Source organism: Pseudomonas sp. PB103, from assembly GCF_009764635.1.
GTDB lineage: Bacteria > Pseudomonadota > Gammaproteobacteria > Pseudomonadales > Pseudomonadaceae > Aquipseudomonas.
This window is the reverse complement of sequence record NZ_RWIL01000111.1, coordinates 1-20,211: the sequence shown is the minus strand read 5'-3', so window position 1 is coordinate 20,211 and position 20,211 is coordinate 1. Positions and strand designations below refer to the sequence as shown.

The 20,211-nt window shown below is 58.8% G+C and carries 17 protein-coding genes; 9 read left to right on the top strand and 8 right to left on the bottom strand.

Annotation, left to right across the window (positions count from 1 at the left end; all coding sequences use genetic code 11):
- Positions 1–30: 30 nt before the first annotated feature.
- The 7 genes from EJA70_RS19585 to EJA70_RS19555 all read left to right on the top strand — a co-directional run bounded on the left by EJA70_RS19585 (position 31) and on the right by EJA70_RS19555 (position 8,170).
- Positions 31–750, top strand: a complete 720-nt coding sequence (locus tag EJA70_RS19585; protein ID WP_008077889.1) for an FKBP-type peptidyl-prolyl cis-trans isomerase — start codon at positions 31–33, stop codon at positions 748–750.
- 293 nt (positions 751–1,043) lie between these two features.
- Entirely contained in the window at positions 1,044–1,499 is a 456-nt protein-coding gene (locus EJA70_RS19580; RefSeq protein ID WP_077571749.1) for a YkvA family protein, read from the top strand.
- Positions 1,500–1,611: 112 nt separating this feature from the next.
- Positions 1,612–1,953, top strand: coding sequence for a helix-turn-helix transcriptional regulator (locus EJA70_RS19575; protein WP_158832878.1), 342 nt, complete (start codon positions 1,612–1,614; stop codon positions 1,951–1,953).
- Positions 1,950–2,321 carry a hypothetical protein gene (locus EJA70_RS19570; protein WP_003223109.1) on the top strand — a complete coding sequence of 124 codons (372 nt, stop codon included), beginning with the start codon at positions 1,950–1,952 and terminating at the stop codon, positions 2,319–2,321. Before EJA70_RS19575 ends, EJA70_RS19570 begins: the two co-directional genes overlap by 4 nt.
- Positions 2,322–2,729: an SEL1-like repeat protein gene (locus EJA70_RS19565; protein ID WP_158832876.1), complete on the top strand. Its 408-nt coding sequence runs from the start codon at positions 2,322–2,324 to the stop codon at positions 2,727–2,729.
- 240 nt (positions 2,730–2,969) lie between these two features.
- A complete protein-coding gene (locus tag EJA70_RS19560; RefSeq protein WP_158832874.1) occupies positions 2,970–7,745 on the top strand; it encodes an RHS repeat-associated core domain-containing protein in 4,776 nt (1,591 codons plus the stop codon).
- A gap of 8 nt (positions 7,746–7,753) precedes the next feature.
- Positions 7,754–8,170 (top strand): hypothetical protein, encoded by a 417-nt coding sequence (locus EJA70_RS19555; protein ID WP_158832872.1) that lies wholly within the window; start codon positions 7,754–7,756, stop codon positions 8,168–8,170.
- Between the two features lie 37 nt (positions 8,171–8,207).
- Here EJA70_RS19555 and EJA70_RS19550 read toward each other — a convergent pair whose 3' ends face one another.
- Both EJA70_RS19550 and EJA70_RS19545 read right to left on the bottom strand, forming a co-directional pair.
- Positions 8,208–9,998, bottom strand: coding sequence for a bifunctional diguanylate cyclase/phosphodiesterase (locus tag EJA70_RS19550; RefSeq protein WP_158832870.1), 1,791 nt, complete (start codon positions 9,996–9,998; stop codon positions 8,208–8,210).
- A gap of 134 nt (positions 9,999–10,132) precedes the next feature.
- Entirely contained in the window at positions 10,133–12,217 is a 2,085-nt protein-coding gene (locus EJA70_RS19545; protein ID WP_178116928.1) for a carboxy terminal-processing peptidase, read from the bottom strand.
- A 138-nt stretch (positions 12,218–12,355) separates the two neighbouring features.
- Here EJA70_RS19545 and EJA70_RS19540 point away from each other — a divergent pair, with 138 nt between their 5' ends.
- Entirely contained in the window at positions 12,356–13,318 is a 963-nt protein-coding gene (locus EJA70_RS19540) for a zinc-binding dehydrogenase (protein ID WP_158832866.1), read from the top strand.
- A 96-nt stretch (positions 13,319–13,414) separates the two neighbouring features.
- Here EJA70_RS19540 and EJA70_RS19535 read toward each other — a convergent pair whose 3' ends face one another.
- The 6 genes from EJA70_RS19535 to EJA70_RS19510 form a co-directional block, all read right to left on the bottom strand.
- A complete protein-coding gene (locus EJA70_RS19535) occupies positions 13,415–14,068 on the bottom strand; it encodes an HAD family phosphatase (protein WP_008083714.1) in 654 nt (217 codons plus the stop codon).
- Between the two features lie 111 nt (positions 14,069–14,179).
- Positions 14,180–15,169 carry an ABC transporter ATP-binding protein gene (locus EJA70_RS19530; protein ID WP_158832864.1) on the bottom strand — a complete coding sequence of 330 codons (990 nt, stop codon included), beginning with the start codon at positions 15,167–15,169 and terminating at the stop codon, positions 14,180–14,182.
- Positions 15,166–15,966 (bottom strand): ABC transporter permease, encoded by an 801-nt coding sequence (locus EJA70_RS19525; RefSeq protein ID WP_008083711.1) that lies wholly within the window; start codon positions 15,964–15,966, stop codon positions 15,166–15,168. The genes EJA70_RS19530 and EJA70_RS19525 overlap by 4 nt, the downstream gene beginning before the upstream one ends.
- Positions 15,953–16,789: an ABC transporter permease subunit gene (locus EJA70_RS19520; RefSeq protein ID WP_162130782.1), complete on the bottom strand. Its 837-nt coding sequence runs from the start codon at positions 16,787–16,789 to the stop codon at positions 15,953–15,955. Before EJA70_RS19520 ends, EJA70_RS19525 begins: the two co-directional genes overlap by 14 nt.
- A gap of 5 nt (positions 16,790–16,794) precedes the next feature.
- Positions 16,795–17,601, bottom strand: a complete 807-nt coding sequence (locus EJA70_RS19515; protein ID WP_158832862.1) for an alkaline phosphatase family protein — start codon at positions 17,599–17,601, stop codon at positions 16,795–16,797.
- Positions 17,602–17,734: 133 nt separating this feature from the next.
- A complete protein-coding gene (locus EJA70_RS19510) occupies positions 17,735–18,802 on the bottom strand; it encodes an ABC transporter substrate-binding protein (protein ID WP_008083842.1) in 1,068 nt (355 codons plus the stop codon).
- A 351-nt stretch (positions 18,803–19,153) separates the two neighbouring features.
- On the opposite strand from EJA70_RS19510, the gene EJA70_RS19505 reads away from it, so the two are divergent.
- Positions 19,154–19,867: a UTRA domain-containing protein gene (locus tag EJA70_RS19505; RefSeq protein ID WP_007916338.1), complete on the top strand. Its 714-nt coding sequence runs from the start codon at positions 19,154–19,156 to the stop codon at positions 19,865–19,867.
- Positions 19,868–20,211: the final 344 nt, after the last annotated feature.

The following is a 20,211-nucleotide window of genomic DNA, read 5'->3' as shown; positions in this document are numbered from 1 at the left end:
GCCCTTTCGGCGCATGAACAAGGAAATAGCATGAAACAGCATCGGTTGGCGGCGGCGGTTGCCCTGGTTAGCCTGGTCCTCGCGGGTTGTGATTCGCAGACCAGCGTAGAGCTGAAAACCCCGGCGCAAAAAGCTTCCTACGGTATCGGCCTGAACATGGGCAAGAGCCTTGCTCAGGAAGGCATGGATGATCTGGACTCCAAAGCGGTAGCCCAGGGCATCGAAGATGCCGTCGGCAAGAAAGAACAGAAGCTGAAAGACGAAGAACTGGTCGAAGCCTTCGCCGCGCTGCAAAAGCGTGCTGAAGAGCGCATGGCCAAGATGAGCGAAGAGTCGGCAACTGCCGGCAAGAAATTCCTCGAAGAAAACGGCAAGAAAGCAGGTGTAACGACCACCGCTTCCGGCCTGCAGTACGAAGTGGTCAAGAAGGCCGATGGGCCACAGCCTAAGCCTACCGACGTAGTGACTGTTCACTACACCGGCAAGCTGACCAACGGCACCGTATTCGACAGCTCCGTCGAGCGCGGCAGCCCGATCGATCTGCCGGTGAGCGGCGTGATCCCGGGTTGGGTTGAAGGTCTGCAACTGATGCACGTTGGCGAGAAGTACAAACTGTACATCCCTAGCGATCTGGCTTACGGCGCGCAATCGCCAAGCCCGGCAATCCCGGCCAACTCGGTTCTGGTTTTTGACTTGGAACTGCTGGCCATCAAGGATCCAGCCAAAGAAGACGCCGCTGCTGCCAAGTAATCGGCCTCGGCTTCAACAACAACGCCTCGCTTAAGCGGGGCGTTGTTGCATCTGCACGTTGGCAAAGGTAAACAGAGCGAACGGATGCCGATCAGGGCAGTCATAGCTTTGAGGCTGCCGGTGCTAGACGCACCAGGCCGCCAAGTCAATGAAATATTGGGGTTTTTTATGTGAGTAAAAAACGCCCGATCTGAGCGCAGCCCATATAAAACGGGGCTCTCAGCGCTGAAATGCAGCTCTGTTCACAAGGTTATCCACAATTTGTGTGGATAACATTTCAACGGGAGGAATAGATGAAAGCTCCGTGGAATTTCGCTCGATTCCTGCCCTTGGCCGGCCGCTTGCTGGCCCGTGGCCGTCTGCCGACATTGCTGTTCGCCGTGGCCAGCAAAGGCGCCGCGCAGGGCAATCGCCTTGGCAAGCTCAAAGATGACCTGCGTCTGCTCCAGGCCTTGTGCCTGGCTTACTGGCGCGGCGAGTACCGCGCCATCAGTGGCAAAGCGCTGGTTTCGGTAGTGGCGGGGTTGATGTATTTCCTCAGCCCGGTGGATGCGATTCCCGATTTCATCCCGGTATTCGGCATGCTCGACGACATCGCTGTGCTCGCCTGGCTGATGAAAACCCTCGACGACGAACTCAATGCCTTCCGTCTCTGGCGCAACCGCCAGCAGCCGGAGAAGCTCGCCGTGGTCGAACGGTTGCCCGACACCCCTGAGCAACTTCAGCTGCAAGGCCCGAAAAAGCCCTGATTGTTGTAGTCCCTTTTACAGATAGATACCCCCGCGACCTTAGCCGCTGTTAGGATTACACTTCTAGGGAAAAGTGCCGACTCGCTAAGTGTTGTTGTCCTACGGGGTAGTCATGGATATTCAGATAATTGCACGCGATGGCGAACCCGAATATGCGGTTCTGCCTTGGGCTCAATATCAGGCTCTATTGAAAGCAGCAGGTATCAACGCAACACCGTCGCAGCCGGCCCCGGCGCCGCTCGCGGCAGCACCGGAGTCGATTCTTCCGGGTCTGGATCAACTACGCAGTTTGCGCGAAGGGAAGGGCATCGCCATCGAGGCGCTGGCCCGCACGGTAGGCATCAGCCCGTCTTATCTGGCCATGATCGAAAGTGGCGAGCGTCTGCCCGACGCCGCGATTCGCCGCAGCCTGGCCTGGGAACTGACGGTGCCAGGTTGGAGGGATGAATCGTGAGCGTACGCATCAGTCGTCAACATTGGGACGGATTGCTGGGGGAACTTGATCAGGCGCGCCGTCAGCGCCATCTTCTGACATACCGGGCGTTGCTAGAGCGTTTGCAACTGCCGACACCGGCGATGCAAACCCTGACCGCCGCGCTCGAACATCTGGCGGCGCTGGATGCCAAGGCCGAACAGCCCTTGCGCAGTTCGCTGGTCATCAGCCAGGGCGCCAGTCGCCTGCCGCGCACCGGATTTTTTGAATGCGTTGAGCGCCTGGGGCGTTTTTCCGGGCCGTCCGACGGCGTCGCCGCAGCCTCGTGGCATGCCTCCGAAGTGGTCAGAGTCTTCGAGTACGAGTACCCGGAATCGGCGGAGGCCTGAGTGTTTTTACGACTCAAGGCACGGGCAAGTTACTGGCTGGCCCGTAGGCTGTTTCACTGGTCATGGTTCGTCCGCCAGCCGCGGGGCTGGCGCTGGCTGGAAGGGCAGTTCGCGCGCATGGCCAACCTCGGCGATGTCGGCGCGCAAAGCTTCTATGGGCACATCCTGACGTTCCGCGGCGTGGGCCTCGGCGCGCGTGAAGAGGGTGTGCGCTTGCTGCGTCTGGCAGCGCTGGCAGGTGATGGCAAAGCGGCTTATCAGGTCGGCGTCATTTGTCTGGCCGGCAGCCCGAGCAAGGCCCCTGACCCTGACGAAGCGGCACGCTGGTGGAGCATGGCCGCCAAGGCCGGGCATCCATTGGCCGAACACAAACTGCAAGAGTTGAACGCGCGCGACGCTACGCCATAAACAACTGGGTCTGTGTTTTTTAAACGCGGCGTGAGGGAAACCTCACGCCGCGTTTGCGTTTTTGCAGGCCTGTTTATCTGTTGCCGACTTTTTACAGATTAGTCCTACAGCCATCGCCTACTTGCCTGACTTCTTTCCTGATTGATCCCCCGCACAGTTCCCGCGCCTAATTTTTTTGCGCGAGGGAACGCTCATGCTCGACCGGATCAACCCGCCCATCCCGCACGCAGACGTGCGCTGATGGAAGCCATCGCTCGTATCGAGCAAGAACTCGACAGCTTCCCGGAGACCCTCAGCCTCTATCGCGAACAGCTCAAGCACTGGGCCAGCCGCACGGCGGACCAGCTCAGCCAGGCGACGGATCTACCGTCGCTGTTGGGCATGGAGCGGGTCATCCGCTTCGGTGACAGCCGCACCGCTGTCAGCGTCGGCGACAACGATTTTTTCTCCAGCGTCTTCCAGTGCCCGCAGGGCGGGGAGATGGAGATCGAAAGCAAGTTCGAGTCGGTGTACGACATTGCGCTGGGCAATATCGTGGTCGATGTGGTGGCCGTGGAGAGCGGCGAGAGCACCCCCGTGACCCTTGATGCGCAAGGCAAGGGCACGTTCGTTGGAACGGTGGGCAAGTTCTATCGAGTGCATGTGCACAGCGAAGTGACACCGACTCAGGTCGACGACTTGTTCATCGCCTACGACGGCCTGACCGCCGAGCTGGATGGCTGGCTGCGCAGCGAGTGGCAGGGGTTCAAGCCACAGTGGTCGCAGTCGGTGGCGACGGCGGCGGGCAACGGCATGTTGGCCGGCAGTTGGGCGGCGATCGAAGGCGTCTGGGACAGCATTGCCATGCTCTCGGACATCCTCAAGGACCCCGGAGCGTTTGCCGAGCGGTTGGGTGAGGGGGCCGCGCAACTGAAGACGCTGGCAGAAACCGCTCCCGATCTCATGGAAAAGCTGCAGCTACTGGTCAGCGATGAAGCTGCGTTGTGCCTGCTGTTACGCACCGCGAGCCTCTGGCTGGAAATGTTGCCCCCCGGTGACATCAGCGGCCAGACCGCTGAAGCGGTCTCGATGGTCGTGGTGCAGGTGTTGATCGATGTGCTGATTGGCGTGGTCTTGACGTTCGTCGGGGCGGGCGCGGGCATTGCCTATCTGACACTGCGCCTGGCGCAGCGCGCCGGGCAATTGTTGTCGGCCGTGATGCGTTTGGTGAAGGCGATGTTTGCCATCGTCGAAGGGTTCATCAAATACGTCGACAAATACAAAAGCGTTGCCGCCCGAGGCATTGCTGCCGGGGTGAAAAAAGGCCGCATGCAGTTGCGCTGGGATGCCCGGCGCAATGCCTCGTTGAAGAAAGACGAGCCTCACGACGACGCGCCGGATCAGGCGAAAAATCCCAACGGTGACAGTGCTGACTGTGCGCCGGCGACCTGCACCAACGGTTGCCCGGTGTCGATGGTCACCGGCGAAGAGCTACTGACGCTGACTGATGGCGTGCTTGATGGACGATTGCCGTTCGAGTTCACCCGGTTGTACCGCAGCAGTGCAGTCGAGATCGATGTCGGGCTGGGGTTTGGCTGGAGCCATTCGCTGGCGCATCGGTTGCTGTTCGAAGGCGATGGGGTTGTCTGGGTTGACCATGAAAACCGCCGTACGCGGTTTCCGTTGCCGAGTGTTTCGCGTCCGGCGATTCACAACAGCCTGTCGCGGGCAGCGATCTTTCTCGGGGATGAGCCCGAGGAATTGATCCTCGCCCTCGCCGGGGAAAAATCGCAGTTCTATCACTTTCGTGCCGGGCGGCTGACAACCATCAGTGACGCGTACGACAACCGTCTGCGCATTGCCCGAGATCGTCAGGAGCGCATCAGCCGCCTCGACAATGGCGCGGGTCGGGCACTGCGCTTGCGCTACGACCGCGCGCAGTTGATTGCTGTCGACTACCAGAGTTTCCAACCTGCGGAAAGTGTAGAAGAGGCCTGGCACACCGAACAGACGCTGGTCAGCTACCGCTACGACGCGCTGCAGCGCTTGATCGAAGCCACCAACGCCGTCGGCGAAAGCGAACGCTACGACTACGACGACGCCCACGTGATCCTGCAGCGGCAACTGAGCGGCGGCGCGAGTTTCTTCTGGGAATGGGAACGCGCCGGCAAGGCCGCCCGTTGCGTGCGCCACTGGGCATCGTTTTCGCAGATGAATACGCGGTACGTCTGGGATGACGATGGCAGCGTCACAGTGCATTACGTCGACGGCACTGAAGAGGTTTACGTCCATGACGACCGTGCACGACTGGTGCGCAAGGTCGAGGCCAACGGTGGCGAACACCTCAAGGCCTACGACGACTCAGGGCGTCTGGTGGCCGAGCAGGATCCGCTCGGCGCTGTCACTGAATATCGCTACGACGAAATCGGACGGCTGATTGCGCTGATTCCGCCGGAGGACGCGCCCACGTCCTACGAATATCGCAACGGTTTCCTGCACAAACGTAGCCGGGGCGACGCGACCTGGACTTACCGACGCAATGTCGAGGGTGATGTCACCGAAGCGGTCGACCCTGACGGTCAGGTCACCCATTATTACTACGATACGCACGGACAACTCCTGTCGATCCGCTACCCGGACGCCAGTCGGCATCGCTGGATCTGGAATGACCTTGGCCAGTTGACTGAGGAGACTCCGCCCGGCGGCGGTGTGCGGCGCTTTTCCTACGATGCGCTGGGGCGGCGGACGACCACGGTTGACGAGCATGGCGCCGTGACCCGTCAGCAGTGGGACGCCGTTGGCCGACTGCTTCAGACGACTTTTCCTACCGGTGCCACTCGCGCCTACAGCTACGGCAGCTACGGCCAGGTTACTGCCGAGCGTGATGAACTCGGTCACATCACCCGGTATGAATACGACGATGAACTGCATCTGGTTTCGCGGCGGATCAACCCCGACGGCACGCGGGTGCAGTACCGCTACGACCATGCGCAACTGCTGCTCACCGAGATCGAAAACGAGTCCGGCGAGCGATACCTGCTGGACTACACGCCAACCGGGCTGATCCGAGAGGAAACCGGCTTTGACGGCCAACGCACCGCGTATGCCTATGACCTCAACGGTCACCTGCTGGAGAAGACCGAGTTTGGCGACGACGGCTCACAGTTAGTCACCGCCTATAAACGCGATGCTGCCGGGCGTCTTCTGGTCAAAACCCTGCCCGACGGCATCAGGGTCAGCTACCAATACGACCGCCTCGGCCGCCTCGTCAGCGTCGATGACGGCCAGCAACATCCGCTGGCCTTCGAGTACGACCGTCAGGATCGGCTGATCACCGAGCATCAGGGCTGGGGCACTTTGCGGTATGCCTATGATGCCTGCGGTCAGCTCAAACGCATGCGCCTGCCGGACAACAGCAAGCTCGACTATCACCACGCCAAAGGCGGCGCGCTCACCGGCATCGACCTCAACGGCGCGCAACTGACCAAGCACCAATACGAGTTCGGACGTGAACAGCAGCGTCAGCAGGGTTTGCTGCACAGTCATTATCACTATGACGAACAGGGTCGCCTGCAGGCTCATGCGGTCAATCAGCAAACCCGCGCGTTGTACCTGCGCCACTACAGCTACGCGGTCAACGGCAACCTGGCGAGCATCGCCGACAGCCGTCATGGCCAGCGCAGCTATTACTACGACGCGCTCGACCGCCTGATCCGCGTCCGCCATTCGCGCGACGAACTGCCGGAAAGCTTCGCCCACGACCCGGCCGGCAACCTGCTGACACAGGACGGCACCGGCCCGAGCCGGATCAAAGGCAATCGCCTGCTGATGCAGGGCGACCGCCACTACGACTACGACGCCTTCGGCAACCTGATCCGCGAGCGTCGCGGCACCGCGCACAAACTCGTCACCGAATACCGCTACGACTGCCAGCACCGTCTGATCGGCCTGACCCGCCCGGACGGCAAAACCGCGTCCTACCAATACGACGCCTTCGGCCGCCGCATCCGCAAAACCGTCGACGGCGTCACCATCGAGTTCTTCTGGCAAGGCGACCACCTCGTCGCCGAAAGCAGCCCCAACGAATACCGCAGCTACGTCTACAAACCCGGCACCTTCCGCCCGCTGGCCATGCTCGACGGCAAAGGCCCGAAAAAAGCCTGCCCGTTTTATTACCAACTCGATCACCTCGGTACGCCGCTGGAGCTGACCGATTACAGCGGCGACATCGTTTGGTCGGCGCAGTACGACGCCTACGGCAAGGTCGCGGCGCTGACCTTGGCGGCCGAAGACTATCTCGATCAACCGTTGCGGTTTCAGGGGCAGTATTTCGATGGGGAAAGTGGGCTGCACTACAACCGGCATCGGTATTACGACCCGAGATTGGGACGGTATCTGACGCCGGATCCGGTGAAGCTGGCGGGTGGGATTAATCAGTATCAGTACACGCCGAATCCGACGGGGTGGGTGGATCCGTTGGGGTTGAGTTCCAATTGTCCTCCGCCCAAAAACAATAAGACCCAAAGGTGCCCAGTACCAACTCAGGCTAACAGGCCTAGCGTAAATCAAGGCTTGCCTATCGTTCCGCCTGTTGGCAAAAATGGACCGAAAAATGAAGCTGAAGCTAAGCGTCAGGTATTAGCTTGGAACAGACAATACAAAATGCACTCGGTAGAAAAGCATGGGCCAGAAATTGATGATGCTGCTTTGAAGCAGAGGTCAATAGACGGCTCGCATCCAACAAAGAAAGGCGTTAGAGGGGCAGTGGGGCCAAGTTCCCAATTCAAGAGTTGGATGATGCAGTTTCGCGCGTTGGATTTTGCTTTATCTAGAATGCATAAGAAAGTTCCTGAGCCGACAGGTCATGATGGTGATCAAAACCCTATTGTCAGGATGAAACTGCCAGGGGCAGGTCGTGGCTATAAGCCAAATGACAGAGATCTTAGCAATCCTCGTTATGTAGATAGTTTGGATGGGGCGGAAGTTAAATTTGATAAGCGAGATGTTAAGCGGCCATTTACTGGCTTTCCAAGATAGGTGAAGTTATGTTGATGCTGCCATATACGAAGTTGCCATATGAGCCCAAGCTCTCTAATGTGTTGAGTGGGATATCAATCTACGATCGGGAGGAAACGCTTGGTCAGGCATTGTGGGTTTACGACCCAAATAAATATGAAGATCAACGAGAAATAATTAAAAACTTTATTATTCCTGAGTTTGATTATCTAACCTACCGTCATAGGTTTTTGATTTATAAAATCCTTGGAAGCCATTTGCAGGATACTGATTTTGATTTTTCTGAAGAGTTTGTGAGCGACTATGATGATCCGAGAGTGCTCGCATGGGATGAAACGGAAATAATAGACTCTCGTGGTTTTTTTGAACATATATATGAGATCGCCAGTGAGTTGTGGAAGGATGATTTGCTTCGGGCGAGCCTTGAAGATCAAACTCAATGGTGACATCGATCGGTCTAGTTTGTTTGTGCAGTTGAATAAGTCAGCGCTGCCCTATCAATTGTGATTGATGGAGGTTATACAGGGGGAGACTATCAATCACATGCACGCTATACCCCGGAACATTCTTCGCATGATGCTTCGCCTGCGAAGCCATTTCCGCAAGCTGACTGGCATCGAGGTGCGCGCAAGCTTCGGGATGTAGATGCACTACGCCAATGGACAGCGACAGCAGCGGAAACTCCTGCCGCACTCCCTGACGATTCGGCGCAATAAAGCATCCCGCTTCAAGGTGTTCCGTGCGGTAGAAACGCCGACATTGGCTCTGAAAATCATCAAGCAGTTGATTGAGGCGTTTGCGCCAGTCTTCGGGGCCGAGGACGAGCAGAAAGTCGTCGCCGCCGATATGGCCAACGAAGTCGCGGGATGGGTCTACCCGCTCGTTGAGACATTGCGCCAGACACAGCAACACTTCGTCACCACGCCCGTAGCCATAAATATCGTTGAAGGGTTTGAAACTGTCGATGTCGACATAGCAAATCACCGACTCGCGCCCCTGCTGCAGCAGTCGCGTCAGGCATTGCTGAATCGGCACATTACCCGGCAACAAGGTCAACGGATTAGCGTAGCGCGCCTGTTGAATTTTCAGTTCGGTGATGAGTTTGAGCACGTCGATCACCCGGCCGAGGCCGAGATAGCCACCGTTGAGGGTAATGATGAAATCCTCTTCGATCCGCTGACGGGCGCGGCTGGTGATGAGGCGGCTGACCTGTTGCAGCGATTGGCTCATTTCCACCGCGAGGAAATCGTCGTTCATCAGGCGACTGATCGGTTTGCGGGCAAACAGGTCGGTGGCGAAGGGTTTGAGCAGGGCGTCCGACAACGAGTGGCGGTGGACGATGCCGCAAGGCTGACCTTGTTCGTCGAGCACGGCCAACGAGTTGAGGTTGGCCTGGCGGCGGAAGGCTTCCAGCACCGTGGCGGTCGGTGTGTCGCGATGTACCGCCGGTTGGTCGTTGAGCAGGGCGCTGAGGTCGCTGCCTTCGTCGTTCAGCGCAACGCTGCTGCTGTCGTGTTTGGGCATCAAGGCGCGGGCATCGCGCGGTGGGTGTTCCTGCGGGCGACCGAGCAAGTAGCCCTGCACCAGATCCACGCCCATTTCGGTGAGTACCGCGAGTTCTTCGGGCAGTTCGATGCCTTCGGCGATGACCTGAGCGCGCGAGGCTTTGGCGATTTGCAGGATCGAGCCGACGAATTCGCGCTTCAACGCATCCTGATGAATGCCGTCGATGAAATGCCGATCGATCTTCACGTAGTCCGGTCGCAGTTCCGACCACAGGCGCAAGCTCGAATAGCCGGCACCGAGATCATCCAGCGCAATGGAAAAGCCCATGGCCCGATAGTGATGCAGCGCGGTTTGCAGCAGCTGAAAGTCGTCGATCGGCGTCTGTTCGGTCAGTTCGATGACGACCTGACTCGGTGGAATGCCGAAATCCTGCAACAGTTGCAGCGTGCGTCCCGGTTGATGGGCGGCTTCAAGCAAGGATTCTGGCGAGACGTTGAGAAACAGCTTGCCCGGCAATTGCTGTTCGTTGAAACGGCGGCAAGCGCTTTGCCGGCAGGCAATTTCCAGCTCGCTCAGGCGCCCGGCCTGACGCGCCACGGCGAACAGTGCGATGGGCGAATGCAGTGGGCTGTTGGAAGGGCCGCGAGTGAGGGCTTCGTAACCGAGGATGCGCCGTTCGGAGAGACTGATGATCGGCTGGAACAGGCTGTGCAATCCGCTTTGAGTCAGGATCGAGCTCAAGGCACTCAGCTGTTCGGTCGTGGTCATGGCAATCTCTGGCGATAAAAAAAGGACTGGGAGCGCTCTCGATGAAGAGAGTGGCTCCCAGTCCTTTATTGCACGACAGAATGATGACTGTTTGATGACGATCCGGGGATCGTCAGCATTAAATTGCCATCACCTTACTTCTTGGCCACCTGATTGCTCAGCTTCAGGTAATCCAGCAGCACACGCCCGGTTTCGCTCAGATAAGCATCGTCTTCTGGCTTGACCTTGTCCGGGTCGGCAGCCGCGAGGGCGTCTTCGTCTTCTTTCTTCAGCTCTTTGAGCGGCTCTTCGCCTTTGGCCTTGCGACGGATGTTTTCCATCGTCAGTTGCTTGGCGTCGATGTCGGCGTGCTGGGCACGGCGTTCGGCTTCGTTGAGGCTGACGGTTTTTTCTTCCATCAGTTTCTGCGCCAGAGCCAGCTTGTCACGGATGAACACGAACTCGGCATCTTTCGCGGTGCGAGTGTCATGCTCGGACTTGAGCTGAGCCAGGTACGGCTTGAACGGATCGGCCGCCGGTTTGATCGCCGCGCGGATGGTGTCCCACGGCATGGCTTCCGGCAGAGCGCTTTCGCCAATTTCCTTGGTGTCGATCAGCGACGGGTAGTCGATGTCCGGCAACACGCCCTGATGCTGGGTGCTCTGACCGGAAACCCGGTAGAACTTGGCCAGTGTCAGTTTCAGTTCGCCATGGTTCAGCGGCTGAATGGTCTGCACGGTGCCTTTGCCGAAGGTCTGGCCACCGATGATCAGCGCGCGATGGTAGTCCTGCATGGCGCCGGCGAAAATCTCCGAAGCCGAGGCGGACAAGCGGTTGACCAGCAGCGCCATCGGGCCTTTGTAGAACGCACCCGGGTTTTCATCTTCCAGCACGTCGACACGGCCGTCGGCATTACGCACGAGTACGGTCGGGCCCTTGTCGATGAACAGACTGGTCAACTCTGTGGCTTCCTGCAGGGAGCCGCCGCCGTTGTTGCGCAGGTCGATGACCACGCCGTCGACCTTGTCTTTCTGCAGTTCGGTCAGCAGTTTCTTGACGTCGCGGGTGGTGCTCTTGTAGTCCGGATCACCGGCACGGAACGCCTTGAAGTCGAGGTAGAAGGCCGGGATTTCGATGACGCCGAGCTTGTAGTCCTTACCGTCCTGTTTCAGGTTGAGGATGGACTTCTTCACAGCCTGGTCTTCGAGCTTCACCGCTTCACGGGTGATCGGCACGATCTTGGTGGTCTGGTCGTTCGGTGCATTGCTCGCCGGAATCACTTCCAGGCGCACCACGGTGCCTTTCGGCCCACGGATCAGCTTGACCACTTCGTCCAGACGCCAGCCGACCACGTCGACCATCTCTTTGTTGCCTTGGGCAACGCCGATGATCTTGTCGGCCGGGGCCACCTGCTTGGTCTTGTCGGCCGGGCCTGCCGGCACCAGACGCACGACTTTCACCTGGTCGTTATCGCTCTGCAACACGGCACCGATGCCCTCGAGGGACAGGCTCATGTTGATGTCGAAGTTTTCCGCGTTATCCGGCGACAGATAGTTGGTGTGCGGGTCGTACGACATGGCGAAGGTGTTGATGTACGCCTGGAAGATGTCTTCCGGACGGGTCTGATCCAGACGCGCCAACTGGTTCTTGTAGCGCTTGGTCAGGGTTTCCTGGATCTGCTTGGGCTCTTTGCCGGCGATCTTCATCCGCAGCACTTCGTCCTTGACGCGTTTGCGCCAGAGGTCATCGAGTTCTGCGGTGGATTTGAGCCAAGGAGCGTCCTTGCGATCGATCAGCAAGGTTTCCTTGGTGGTGAAGTCCATCTTGTCGACGCCTTTGTTCAACTCGACAAGTGCGAAGTCCAGACGCGCCTTGACGCGGTCCAGATAGCGCTTGTAGATGGTGAACCCGGCGTTGAGGTCGCCGCTTTTGAGGAAGTCGTCGAACTGGGTCTTCCACTTGTCGAATTCGGCGATGTCGCTGGCCATGAAATAGCTGCGCGACGGATCCAGCAGCTTGATGTAGCTGTCGTAGATGATCACCGAGCGCGCATCGTCGAGCGGCGGCTTGCTGTAGTGGTGACGCTTGAGCAACTCGACGACGTTCAGACTGGCGATGACTTCATCGCGATCAGGCTGCAACTTGTCCCAGCTGTTGGCTGCGAATGTACTGCCCGATACCGGCAACAGGCCGATACCGATGAAAAGAGCGAGGGCGGTGCTGGGGAGCAAATGCTTCATGCTGATTCGACGCGGGGACAATTGATAACGCATATTAGGCCGTCTTTGAAGTCGCCGGTTCTACGAGAGCCGGTCGCATAATGCAAAAAGCCCGGCGCTACAGCTTCGGGCTCAGTCCAGACTCACTATGGAGGCACTGTGAAGGCATTGCAAGGCGTTGAAGGTCAAGTGGCATGGGTTGAGGAGCCGAGTCCTACGTGCGATGTAGGACAAGTTCGCATCCGAGTGGCGGCAGCCGGCCTCAATCGCGCCGATTTATTACAGAAAGCAGGGCTTTATCCACCACCGCCGGGTGCCAGCCCAGTGCTCGGTCTTGAGTGCTCCGGGGTGATCAGCGAGGTCGGCGCAGGCAGTTCGTGGCAGGTCGGCGATCGGGTTTGCGCCTTGCTGGCCGGGGGCGGGATGGCTGAAGAGGTGGTGGTCGACGGACGGCATGTGCTGCCGGTTCCCGAAGGCGTCTCGCTGATCGAGGCGGCGGCATTGCCCGAGGTTTATGCAACAGTCTGGTTGAATGTGTTTCAACTTGCGGCGCTCAAACCGGGTGAGAAAGTTCTCTTGCACGCTGGCGCAAGTGGAATCGGTTCAGCCGCCATTCAGTTGTGCAAGGCGTTCGGCAATCCGTGTTGGGTCAGCGTCGGTTCTGCCGAGCGTTTGGCCTACTGCGAGGCGTTGGGCGCGCAGGGCGGGGTGGTGCGCAGCGATGATTTGGAAAGCTTGCGTGATTTCGGCCCGTTCGATGTGATCCTCGATCCGGTCGGCGGCAATTATTCGGCGCTGAATCTCAAGCTGATGGCGCTGGATGGGCGTTGGGTGCTGATCGGCCTGATGGGCGGTCGCGAGGCCAAGCTGGATCTGGCGCAGGTGTTGGGTAAGCGCGTGCAGTTGCTGGGCTCGACATTGCGCAGCCGTGACGATCAGTTCAAGGCGGATCTGTTGAGTGATCTGGGGCAGCAGGTGTGGCCGTTGTTTGCTGAGGGGCGGTTGAGTCCGCAGTTGGCCAGGGCATTCCCGGTGAAGGATGCCGAGGCGGCGTTTGCCGAGCTGGCGAGCAATACGGTGGCGGGGAAATTGGTGTTGGTGATTGACGAAAGCCTCACCTGATACAAGAGCAAGGTCAAAAGATCGCAGCCTTCGGCAGCTCCTACAGGGGAATGCATTTCAAATGTAGGAGCTGCCGAAGGCTGCGATCTTTTGCGTTTATTTCCAGAGATGGATGGGCCAGCCGGCTTTTTCGGCATGCTCAAGCAGCACGGGATCTGGGTTGACCACGTGCGGGAAATCCACCTTCAGCAACAACGGCAGATCATTGCGTGAGTCGGAATAGAAACTCGCGCCTTCCAGGTTTTCCTCTTCAGCATCCAGCCATTCCAGCAAGCGGGTGATCTTGCCTTCGCGGTAGGTCAGGGTGCCAACGGTGTGGCCGCTGTACACGCCATGCGCGACTTCCAGTTCGATACCGAGAATTTCATCGATGCCCAGTCGGTCGGCAATCGGTCTGACCAAGTGCGTACCCGACGCCGAAATCACCAGAATCCGGTCGCCGGCCTTGCGGTGGGCGGCGATGGTTTTCGTCGCGTCACTGAAGATGATCGGTTCGATGAAGTCTTCCACCCACGGACCGACCAGATGCTCGACTTCTTCCGGGGTACGCCCGATCAGTGGTTCGAGGCTGAACTCCATGTACTCTTCCATGCGCAATTTGCCATGGCTGTAGGCGTCCATCAGCTCGTTGTTCTTGCGCATGAACGACTCGGGATCGACCCAGCCCAGGCGCCCCATCTGCTCGCTCCAGAGGGTGGCGCAGTCGCCGTGGATCAACGTTTCGTCCAGATCAAAAATTGCCAGGGCCATCAGTTCTCTCCGAGAACAGCTGCGAGCTACAAGCTTCGAGCTGCAAGAATTGGAATCAGCTGCGCCGCAGTCTACAACTTGAAGCTTGTAGCTCGAAGCGCGCAGCTGCTTTTAAGCGACTTCACACAGGGCCGTCGGATCGATGGAAAGCGCCAGACGCTGACCGTCGGGATGCAAATCGGCCGCCGAGCGGTTGAGCACATCCACCACCAATTCCACGCCGCGCGCTTCGATGCGGTAGCGAATGACATTGCCTAGCAGGCTATGGCTGCGGATCTGCGCGTCGAGCTCGCCGTTGAGGCTCAGTTCGATGGCTTCCGGGCGAATGGCAATGCGATGGTTGATCGGGCGTTGCAACAGCTTCGATGCGGCTTCGGCGTCGAGCAGGTTGTAGTTGCCGATGAAGCCTGCGGCGAACACGTCGACCGGCGCCGTATACAGGGTTTCGGCGTCGCCGCTCTGTACGATTTTTCCCTGATTCATCAGGAAAATGCGATCAGACATGGTCAGCGCTTCTTCCTGGTCGTGTGTGACGAAGATTGTGGTCAGGCCGAGTTCACGCTGGATCTGGCGGATCTGTTCGCGCAGGTGTTTACGAATCCGCGCATCGAGTGCCGACAGCGGTTCATCGAGCAGCAGCAAACGTGGACGTGTGACCAGCGAACGGGCGAGGGCGACACGTTGGCATTGGCCACCGGACAGTTGATGCGGATAACGACTGGCGAAGTCGTTCAGTTCAACCAGTTTCAACACTTCCGACACGCGTTTATGACTGTCGTCGGCGTTGACCTTTTGCATGCGCAAACCGAAAGCGACGTTCTGCTCGACGGTCATGTTGGGGAACAGCGCGTAGCTCTGGAACACCATGCCGATCCCGCGTTTTTGCGGCGTCAGCGGGACGATGTCGACGCCATCGAGGAGGATCTTGCCGCCATCCACCGGCGTCAGGCCGGCGATGCAGCGCAGCAGGGTGGATTTGCCGCAACCGGACGGGCCGAGCAGGGTGACGAATTCGCCTTTGTTGATTTCGCAGTTGATGTCGCTGAACACCGGGGTGCCCGCGTAATTTTTCTGCAGGTGTTGGACGCTGACATAGCTCATTCGCTTTTGTCCTTGTTCAAGATGTTGGCGATCCAGGTCAGGACCAGCACGAAAAAGAAATACGAGATGACCAGCGCACTGGTGAAATGCCCGCTGCTGTTGCGCATGTTGTTCAGGTAAACCTGCAAGGTTTCGTAGCGCGTGCCGACCAGAATGTTGGCAAAGACGAACTCCCCGAACAGGAACGAGAACGACAGCAGCAAGGCTACCATCAGGCCTTTGCGCAGGTTGGGCAGCACCACCAGAATCGCTGCCTGAAAGGTGCTGGCGCCGAGCAGTTGCGCAGCGTCCATCAGGTCGCGCAGGTTGATCGCTTGCAGGTTGTTGGTGATCGCCCGGTACATGAACGGCAGGGCCACGGTGAAGTAGCAGCCGATCAAAATCCACGGCGTACCAACCATCGCCATCGGCCCGGAACCGTAGAGCTGTAACAGGCCCACCGAGGACACCACCGGCGGCACCGCGAAGGGCAGCAGGATCAGGATGTTCATCAGCGCATCGAGTTTCGGAAAGTGGTAATGCACCACAAACAGCAGCGGCAGAATCAGCACCACCGACAGCACCAGCGCGCCCACGCACACCAATAACGACTGGCCAAAGGCGTGGAGGAAACGTGGATCGCTCCACAACTGGATGTACCACTTGAAGGTGAAGCCGCTGGGCAGAATGGTCGCCGACCAACTGCTGGCGATCGAGTAGACCAGCGTGCCTGCCAGCGGCAGCAAGAGGATCGCGAACAGCAGGTAAACCACGACGCGGTGGTAGAGGCCGGCCGGGCCGGATTCAGCGCGAGACATGGTAGCTCCTCTTCAACAGCAGTTGATGCACGACAGTGACGATGGTCATCAGCGCCACCAGCACCACGGCCAAAGCGCTGGCCAGATTCGGGTCGAGGGAAATATCGCCGGAGACCATCGCCGCGATACGGATCGGCAGGACGTTGAAGTTGCCCGTCGTCAGTGCATACACCGTGGCATAGGCGCCGAGGGCGTTGGCCAGCAGGATCACGAACGTACCGAGCAGCGCTGGCGTCAGCACTGGCAAACCGATGTGCCGCCAGAACTGCCAGCCGTTGGCACCGAGCAACGCGGCGGACTCGCGCCAGTCTTCACGCAAAGCGTCGAAGGCTGGGTACAGCAGCAGCACGCCGAGGGGAATCTGGAAGTAGGTGTAGAGGATGATCAACCCGGTTTTCGAGTACAGGTTGAAGTCCTGAATGATCCCCGACTGCTTCAGCATGATGGTGATGCTGCCGTTGAAACCGAGCAGGATGATGAAGGCGAAGGCCAGGGGCACGCCGGCAAAGTTGCTGGTCATGTTGGCGAAGGCATTCACGAAGTTGCGCAGTTTCGAGTCGACCCGGCGCAGGGAATACGCCCCGAGCACGGCAATGATGATGCCGAACACACTCGACCAGAAACTGATCTCCAGGCTGTACTGGATCGCCTGCAAATAGAACTTCGAATTGAAGATCTTGGTGAAGTTTTCGATGCCCCAACCGAACTCTTCCGATTGCAGGCTGTTGATCATCACCCAGACCAGCGGGGCGATTTCGAAAACGATAAAGAACAGCGCGAAGGGCACCAGGCACAGTGCCGCCAGCCATTTGCCGCGAGTCATGGCGTTCACTTGAGCAGCTCCCGGCACACAGGTTTGTCGTGGGGCACGCCGAGCAGTTCGCAGACCGTGCCGCAGATTTCCGTCTGTTTCGGTGCGGCGTCAGCGTCGAGGCTGAATGCATCACCAAGGACGAACAGCGGCACCTGGCGTTCTTCCGGCAGCAGGCCGTTATGCGAGCGGTCGTTGTTCATGCCGTGGTCGGCGGTCACCAGTATTTGATAGCCAGCGTCGAGCCAGCTCTGCAGATAGTCGGCGAGGATGATGTCGGCCGAGCGTGCACTGTTGCGGTACTGCGAAGAGTCGAGGCCGTGCTTGTGCCCGGCGTCGTCGATGTTCATCGGGTGGATCAGCAGGAAGTTCGGATCGTGGCGCAGGCGCAGGTTTTCCGCGTCGGCGAACAGGTGCGAATCCGGGTAGTGATCGCTCCAGTAGAAATGCCCGTGCTGGATCGGCAGCGACAGATTGTCAGTGTGGCGGTCGCGGGCGGCGACGAAGGGCGAGCGGTTGTACAGCTCGCTGACCCAGTGATACGCCGCGGCGGCGGTTTTCAGACCGGCATCGCGGGCGTAATGATAAATGCTGCGCTGATTGGACAGGCGCGAAACGTTGTTGTGGACGATGCCGCTGTCGATCGGCGGCACGCCGGTGAGGATGCATTCATAAAGCGGTCGGGACAGGGCCGGCAGCTCGCACTCCAACTGGTAGAGCGCGGCGCGTCCTGCGCCAACATAAGCCTGCAGATGCCCCATGGCGTGGCGCGCGACCTCGTAGTTGAGGCCGTCGAGCACGACAAGGATGACGTTGTGCTTCATAGGGGCAAAAACTCCGAAAACAAAACTGGAACCAACCCCTGTAGGAGTTGCCGCAGGCTGCGATCTTTTGATGTTGCTTTTAAAGGGCGAGATCAAAAGATCGCAGCCTGCGGCAGCTCCTACAGATGAAGGATTACTTCATCTCTACGATGACTTCTTCGTTCCATGCCTGTGGCAGGGCTTTGGAGGTTTTTTCCCAGGCGTCGGCGTCTTTGATCGGGGTGACCTTTTTGTACTGCTCGTTCGGCAGCAGTTTGGCTTTCACGTCTTCCGGCAGTTGCAGGTGCTCGGCGCGGATCGGGCGCGCGTTGCCGCGGGCGAGGTTGGTCTGGCCGGCGTCGCTGAAGATGTATTCGCGGGTCAGCTTGGCGGCGTTAGGGTTTTTCGCGTATTTGTTGATGATCGTGGTGTAGCCGGAAATCACCGAGCCGTCGGACGGGATCAGCACGACGTAATCATCCGGGTTGGCCATCTTGGCTTTGTAGCTGAGGCCGTTGAAGTCCCAGACCACGCCGACTTCGATCTCGCCTTTTTCCATGGTGGCGATGGTCGGGTTGGCCATCGACAGGCGACCTTGCTTGGCAATGTCGGCAAACAACAGCAGCGCAGGCTTGATGTTTTTCTCGTCGCCACCGTTGGCCAGTGCCGCAGCGAGTACGCCGTTGGCAGCTTGGGCGGCGGTGCTCACGTCACCGATCGAGACCTTGTATTTGCCGCCCTTGAGGTCAGCCCATTTGGTCGGTACTTCGGAACCGTGCAACAGCTTTTTGTTGACGATAAAGGCGATGGTGCCGGTGTAGGCCAGTGCCCAGTTACCGTCCTTGTCCTTGGCCCAGTCCGGAACCTGATCCCAGGTGCTTGGTTTGTACGGTTGCACCACGCCTTGCTTGACCGCGATCGGGCCGAACGCCGCGCCGACGTCGCCGATGTCGGCGGTGGCGTTGTCTTTTTCAGCGGCGAACTTGGCGATTTCCTGGGCGGAACTCATGTCGGTGTCGATGTGTTTCAGGCCGTAGGTCTTGGCCAGGTCTTCCCAGGTGCCTTTCCAGTTGGCCCAGTCATCCGGCATGCCGACGCTGTTGACGGCGCCTTCCGCTTTCGCAGCGGCTTCGAGGGTTTTCAGATCGGTGCCGGCCGCCATGGCGGAGGTGCACAGTGCAATGGTCGAGCCTAACAGTGTTGCCAGGAAAAGCTGTTTCATTCCGAAGCTCCTTGGTCGTGTTCAACGCTGCGATTGCGGTGGTTGTTGGTCTAGGTCAGCAATACCTGAGCCAATTTAAGGGGGCTGGATGACACTTTGATGTCGGTGGCCTCGCGCCAGGCCTTTTATTTGGTCGATATCGGCAGGTGCCAGATAAGCGTAGACCATGCTCAAAGGCCCGGAGGGCAAGGGACTTGGCCGATGTATTGCAAGTCGTGAGGACGACCGTTGGGTAGTTTTGTCATCTCTCGGTCATCTGTACTGCCTAGGCTTGCAACACCGCAAAACGGTTTGATCACCGTGCGGTTTTGCCCCGAAACAGTGCTGGTCTAGTCCAGATAGGTAACGTTGATGCGCGATGAGGCAACAAAAGCGGTGACAGCCATTGGCCAGGTCTTGCAGGAGCAGCTCGATCATGGGCTGTTGGCGGCGGGCAGCAAGTTGCCGGCCGAGCGTAAGCTCAGTGAGTTGTTTGGCACCACGCGGATTACTGTGCGTGAGGCGTTGTTGCAGTTGGAGGCGCAGGGGCAGATTTATCGTGAGGAGCGGCGTGGCTGGTTCGTTTCACCGCCGCGGCTGGCGTACAACTTGATGCAGCGCAGTCATTTTCACGCGATGGTCAGTGCGCAGGGGCGGGTGCCGTCGACCGAGGTGATTTCGGCGCGGTTGCAGCCGGCCTCGGCGGCGGTGTGTGCCTGGCTGCAGCTGCCGGCGTTGTCGAGTGTGATTCAGATTTGCCGGTCGCGGCGCATTGATGGGCGGCTGGTGTTGTATGTGGAGCACTATTTGAATCCGCAGTTTTTTCCGGGGATTCTTGAGTTTGATCTGAATCAGTCGATGACCGAGTTGTATGCGCGGCATTACGATTTGCACTATGGGCGGGTGCGGTTTGAGATTGTGCCTACGTCGTTGTCGGTGGATGCGGCGGCGGCTTTAAGGGTGTCGGTGGGGAGTCCGGGGTTGCGGATTGCTCGGGTCAATTATGATCAGCATGAGCGGTTGATTGATTGTGATCTGGAGTTTTGGCGGCATGATGCGATTCACGTTGGGGTTGATGTGGTTTGATCGTTTTGGCCTTGGCGGCCTGTGGGCCGACCAGGTTCTTGGGTTTTGGGTGTATATCCGTTGCTTCGGGTGCTGCCGCTGACGGTTTCGCTCTTACAGCGACTCACTTTTCCAGACGCCGAAAAGTAAGCAAAAGGCTGGGCCCCGGCGTTCGGCCCGCTCGCTGGAGCTCGGGGTTCCTTCGTTCAGGGATCGATCCGGGGGCATCGCTTCCGGCTTGCTTCGCTGCACCTCCTTTCGATGTGTTCGACTTCGTCGAACGGCGCTGCGCGCCTACCCCCGGATAGACCCCTCCACTCAGCCTGCCGAAGGGGCCGGCACGGCAAGATCAAGAGCGGTACTCG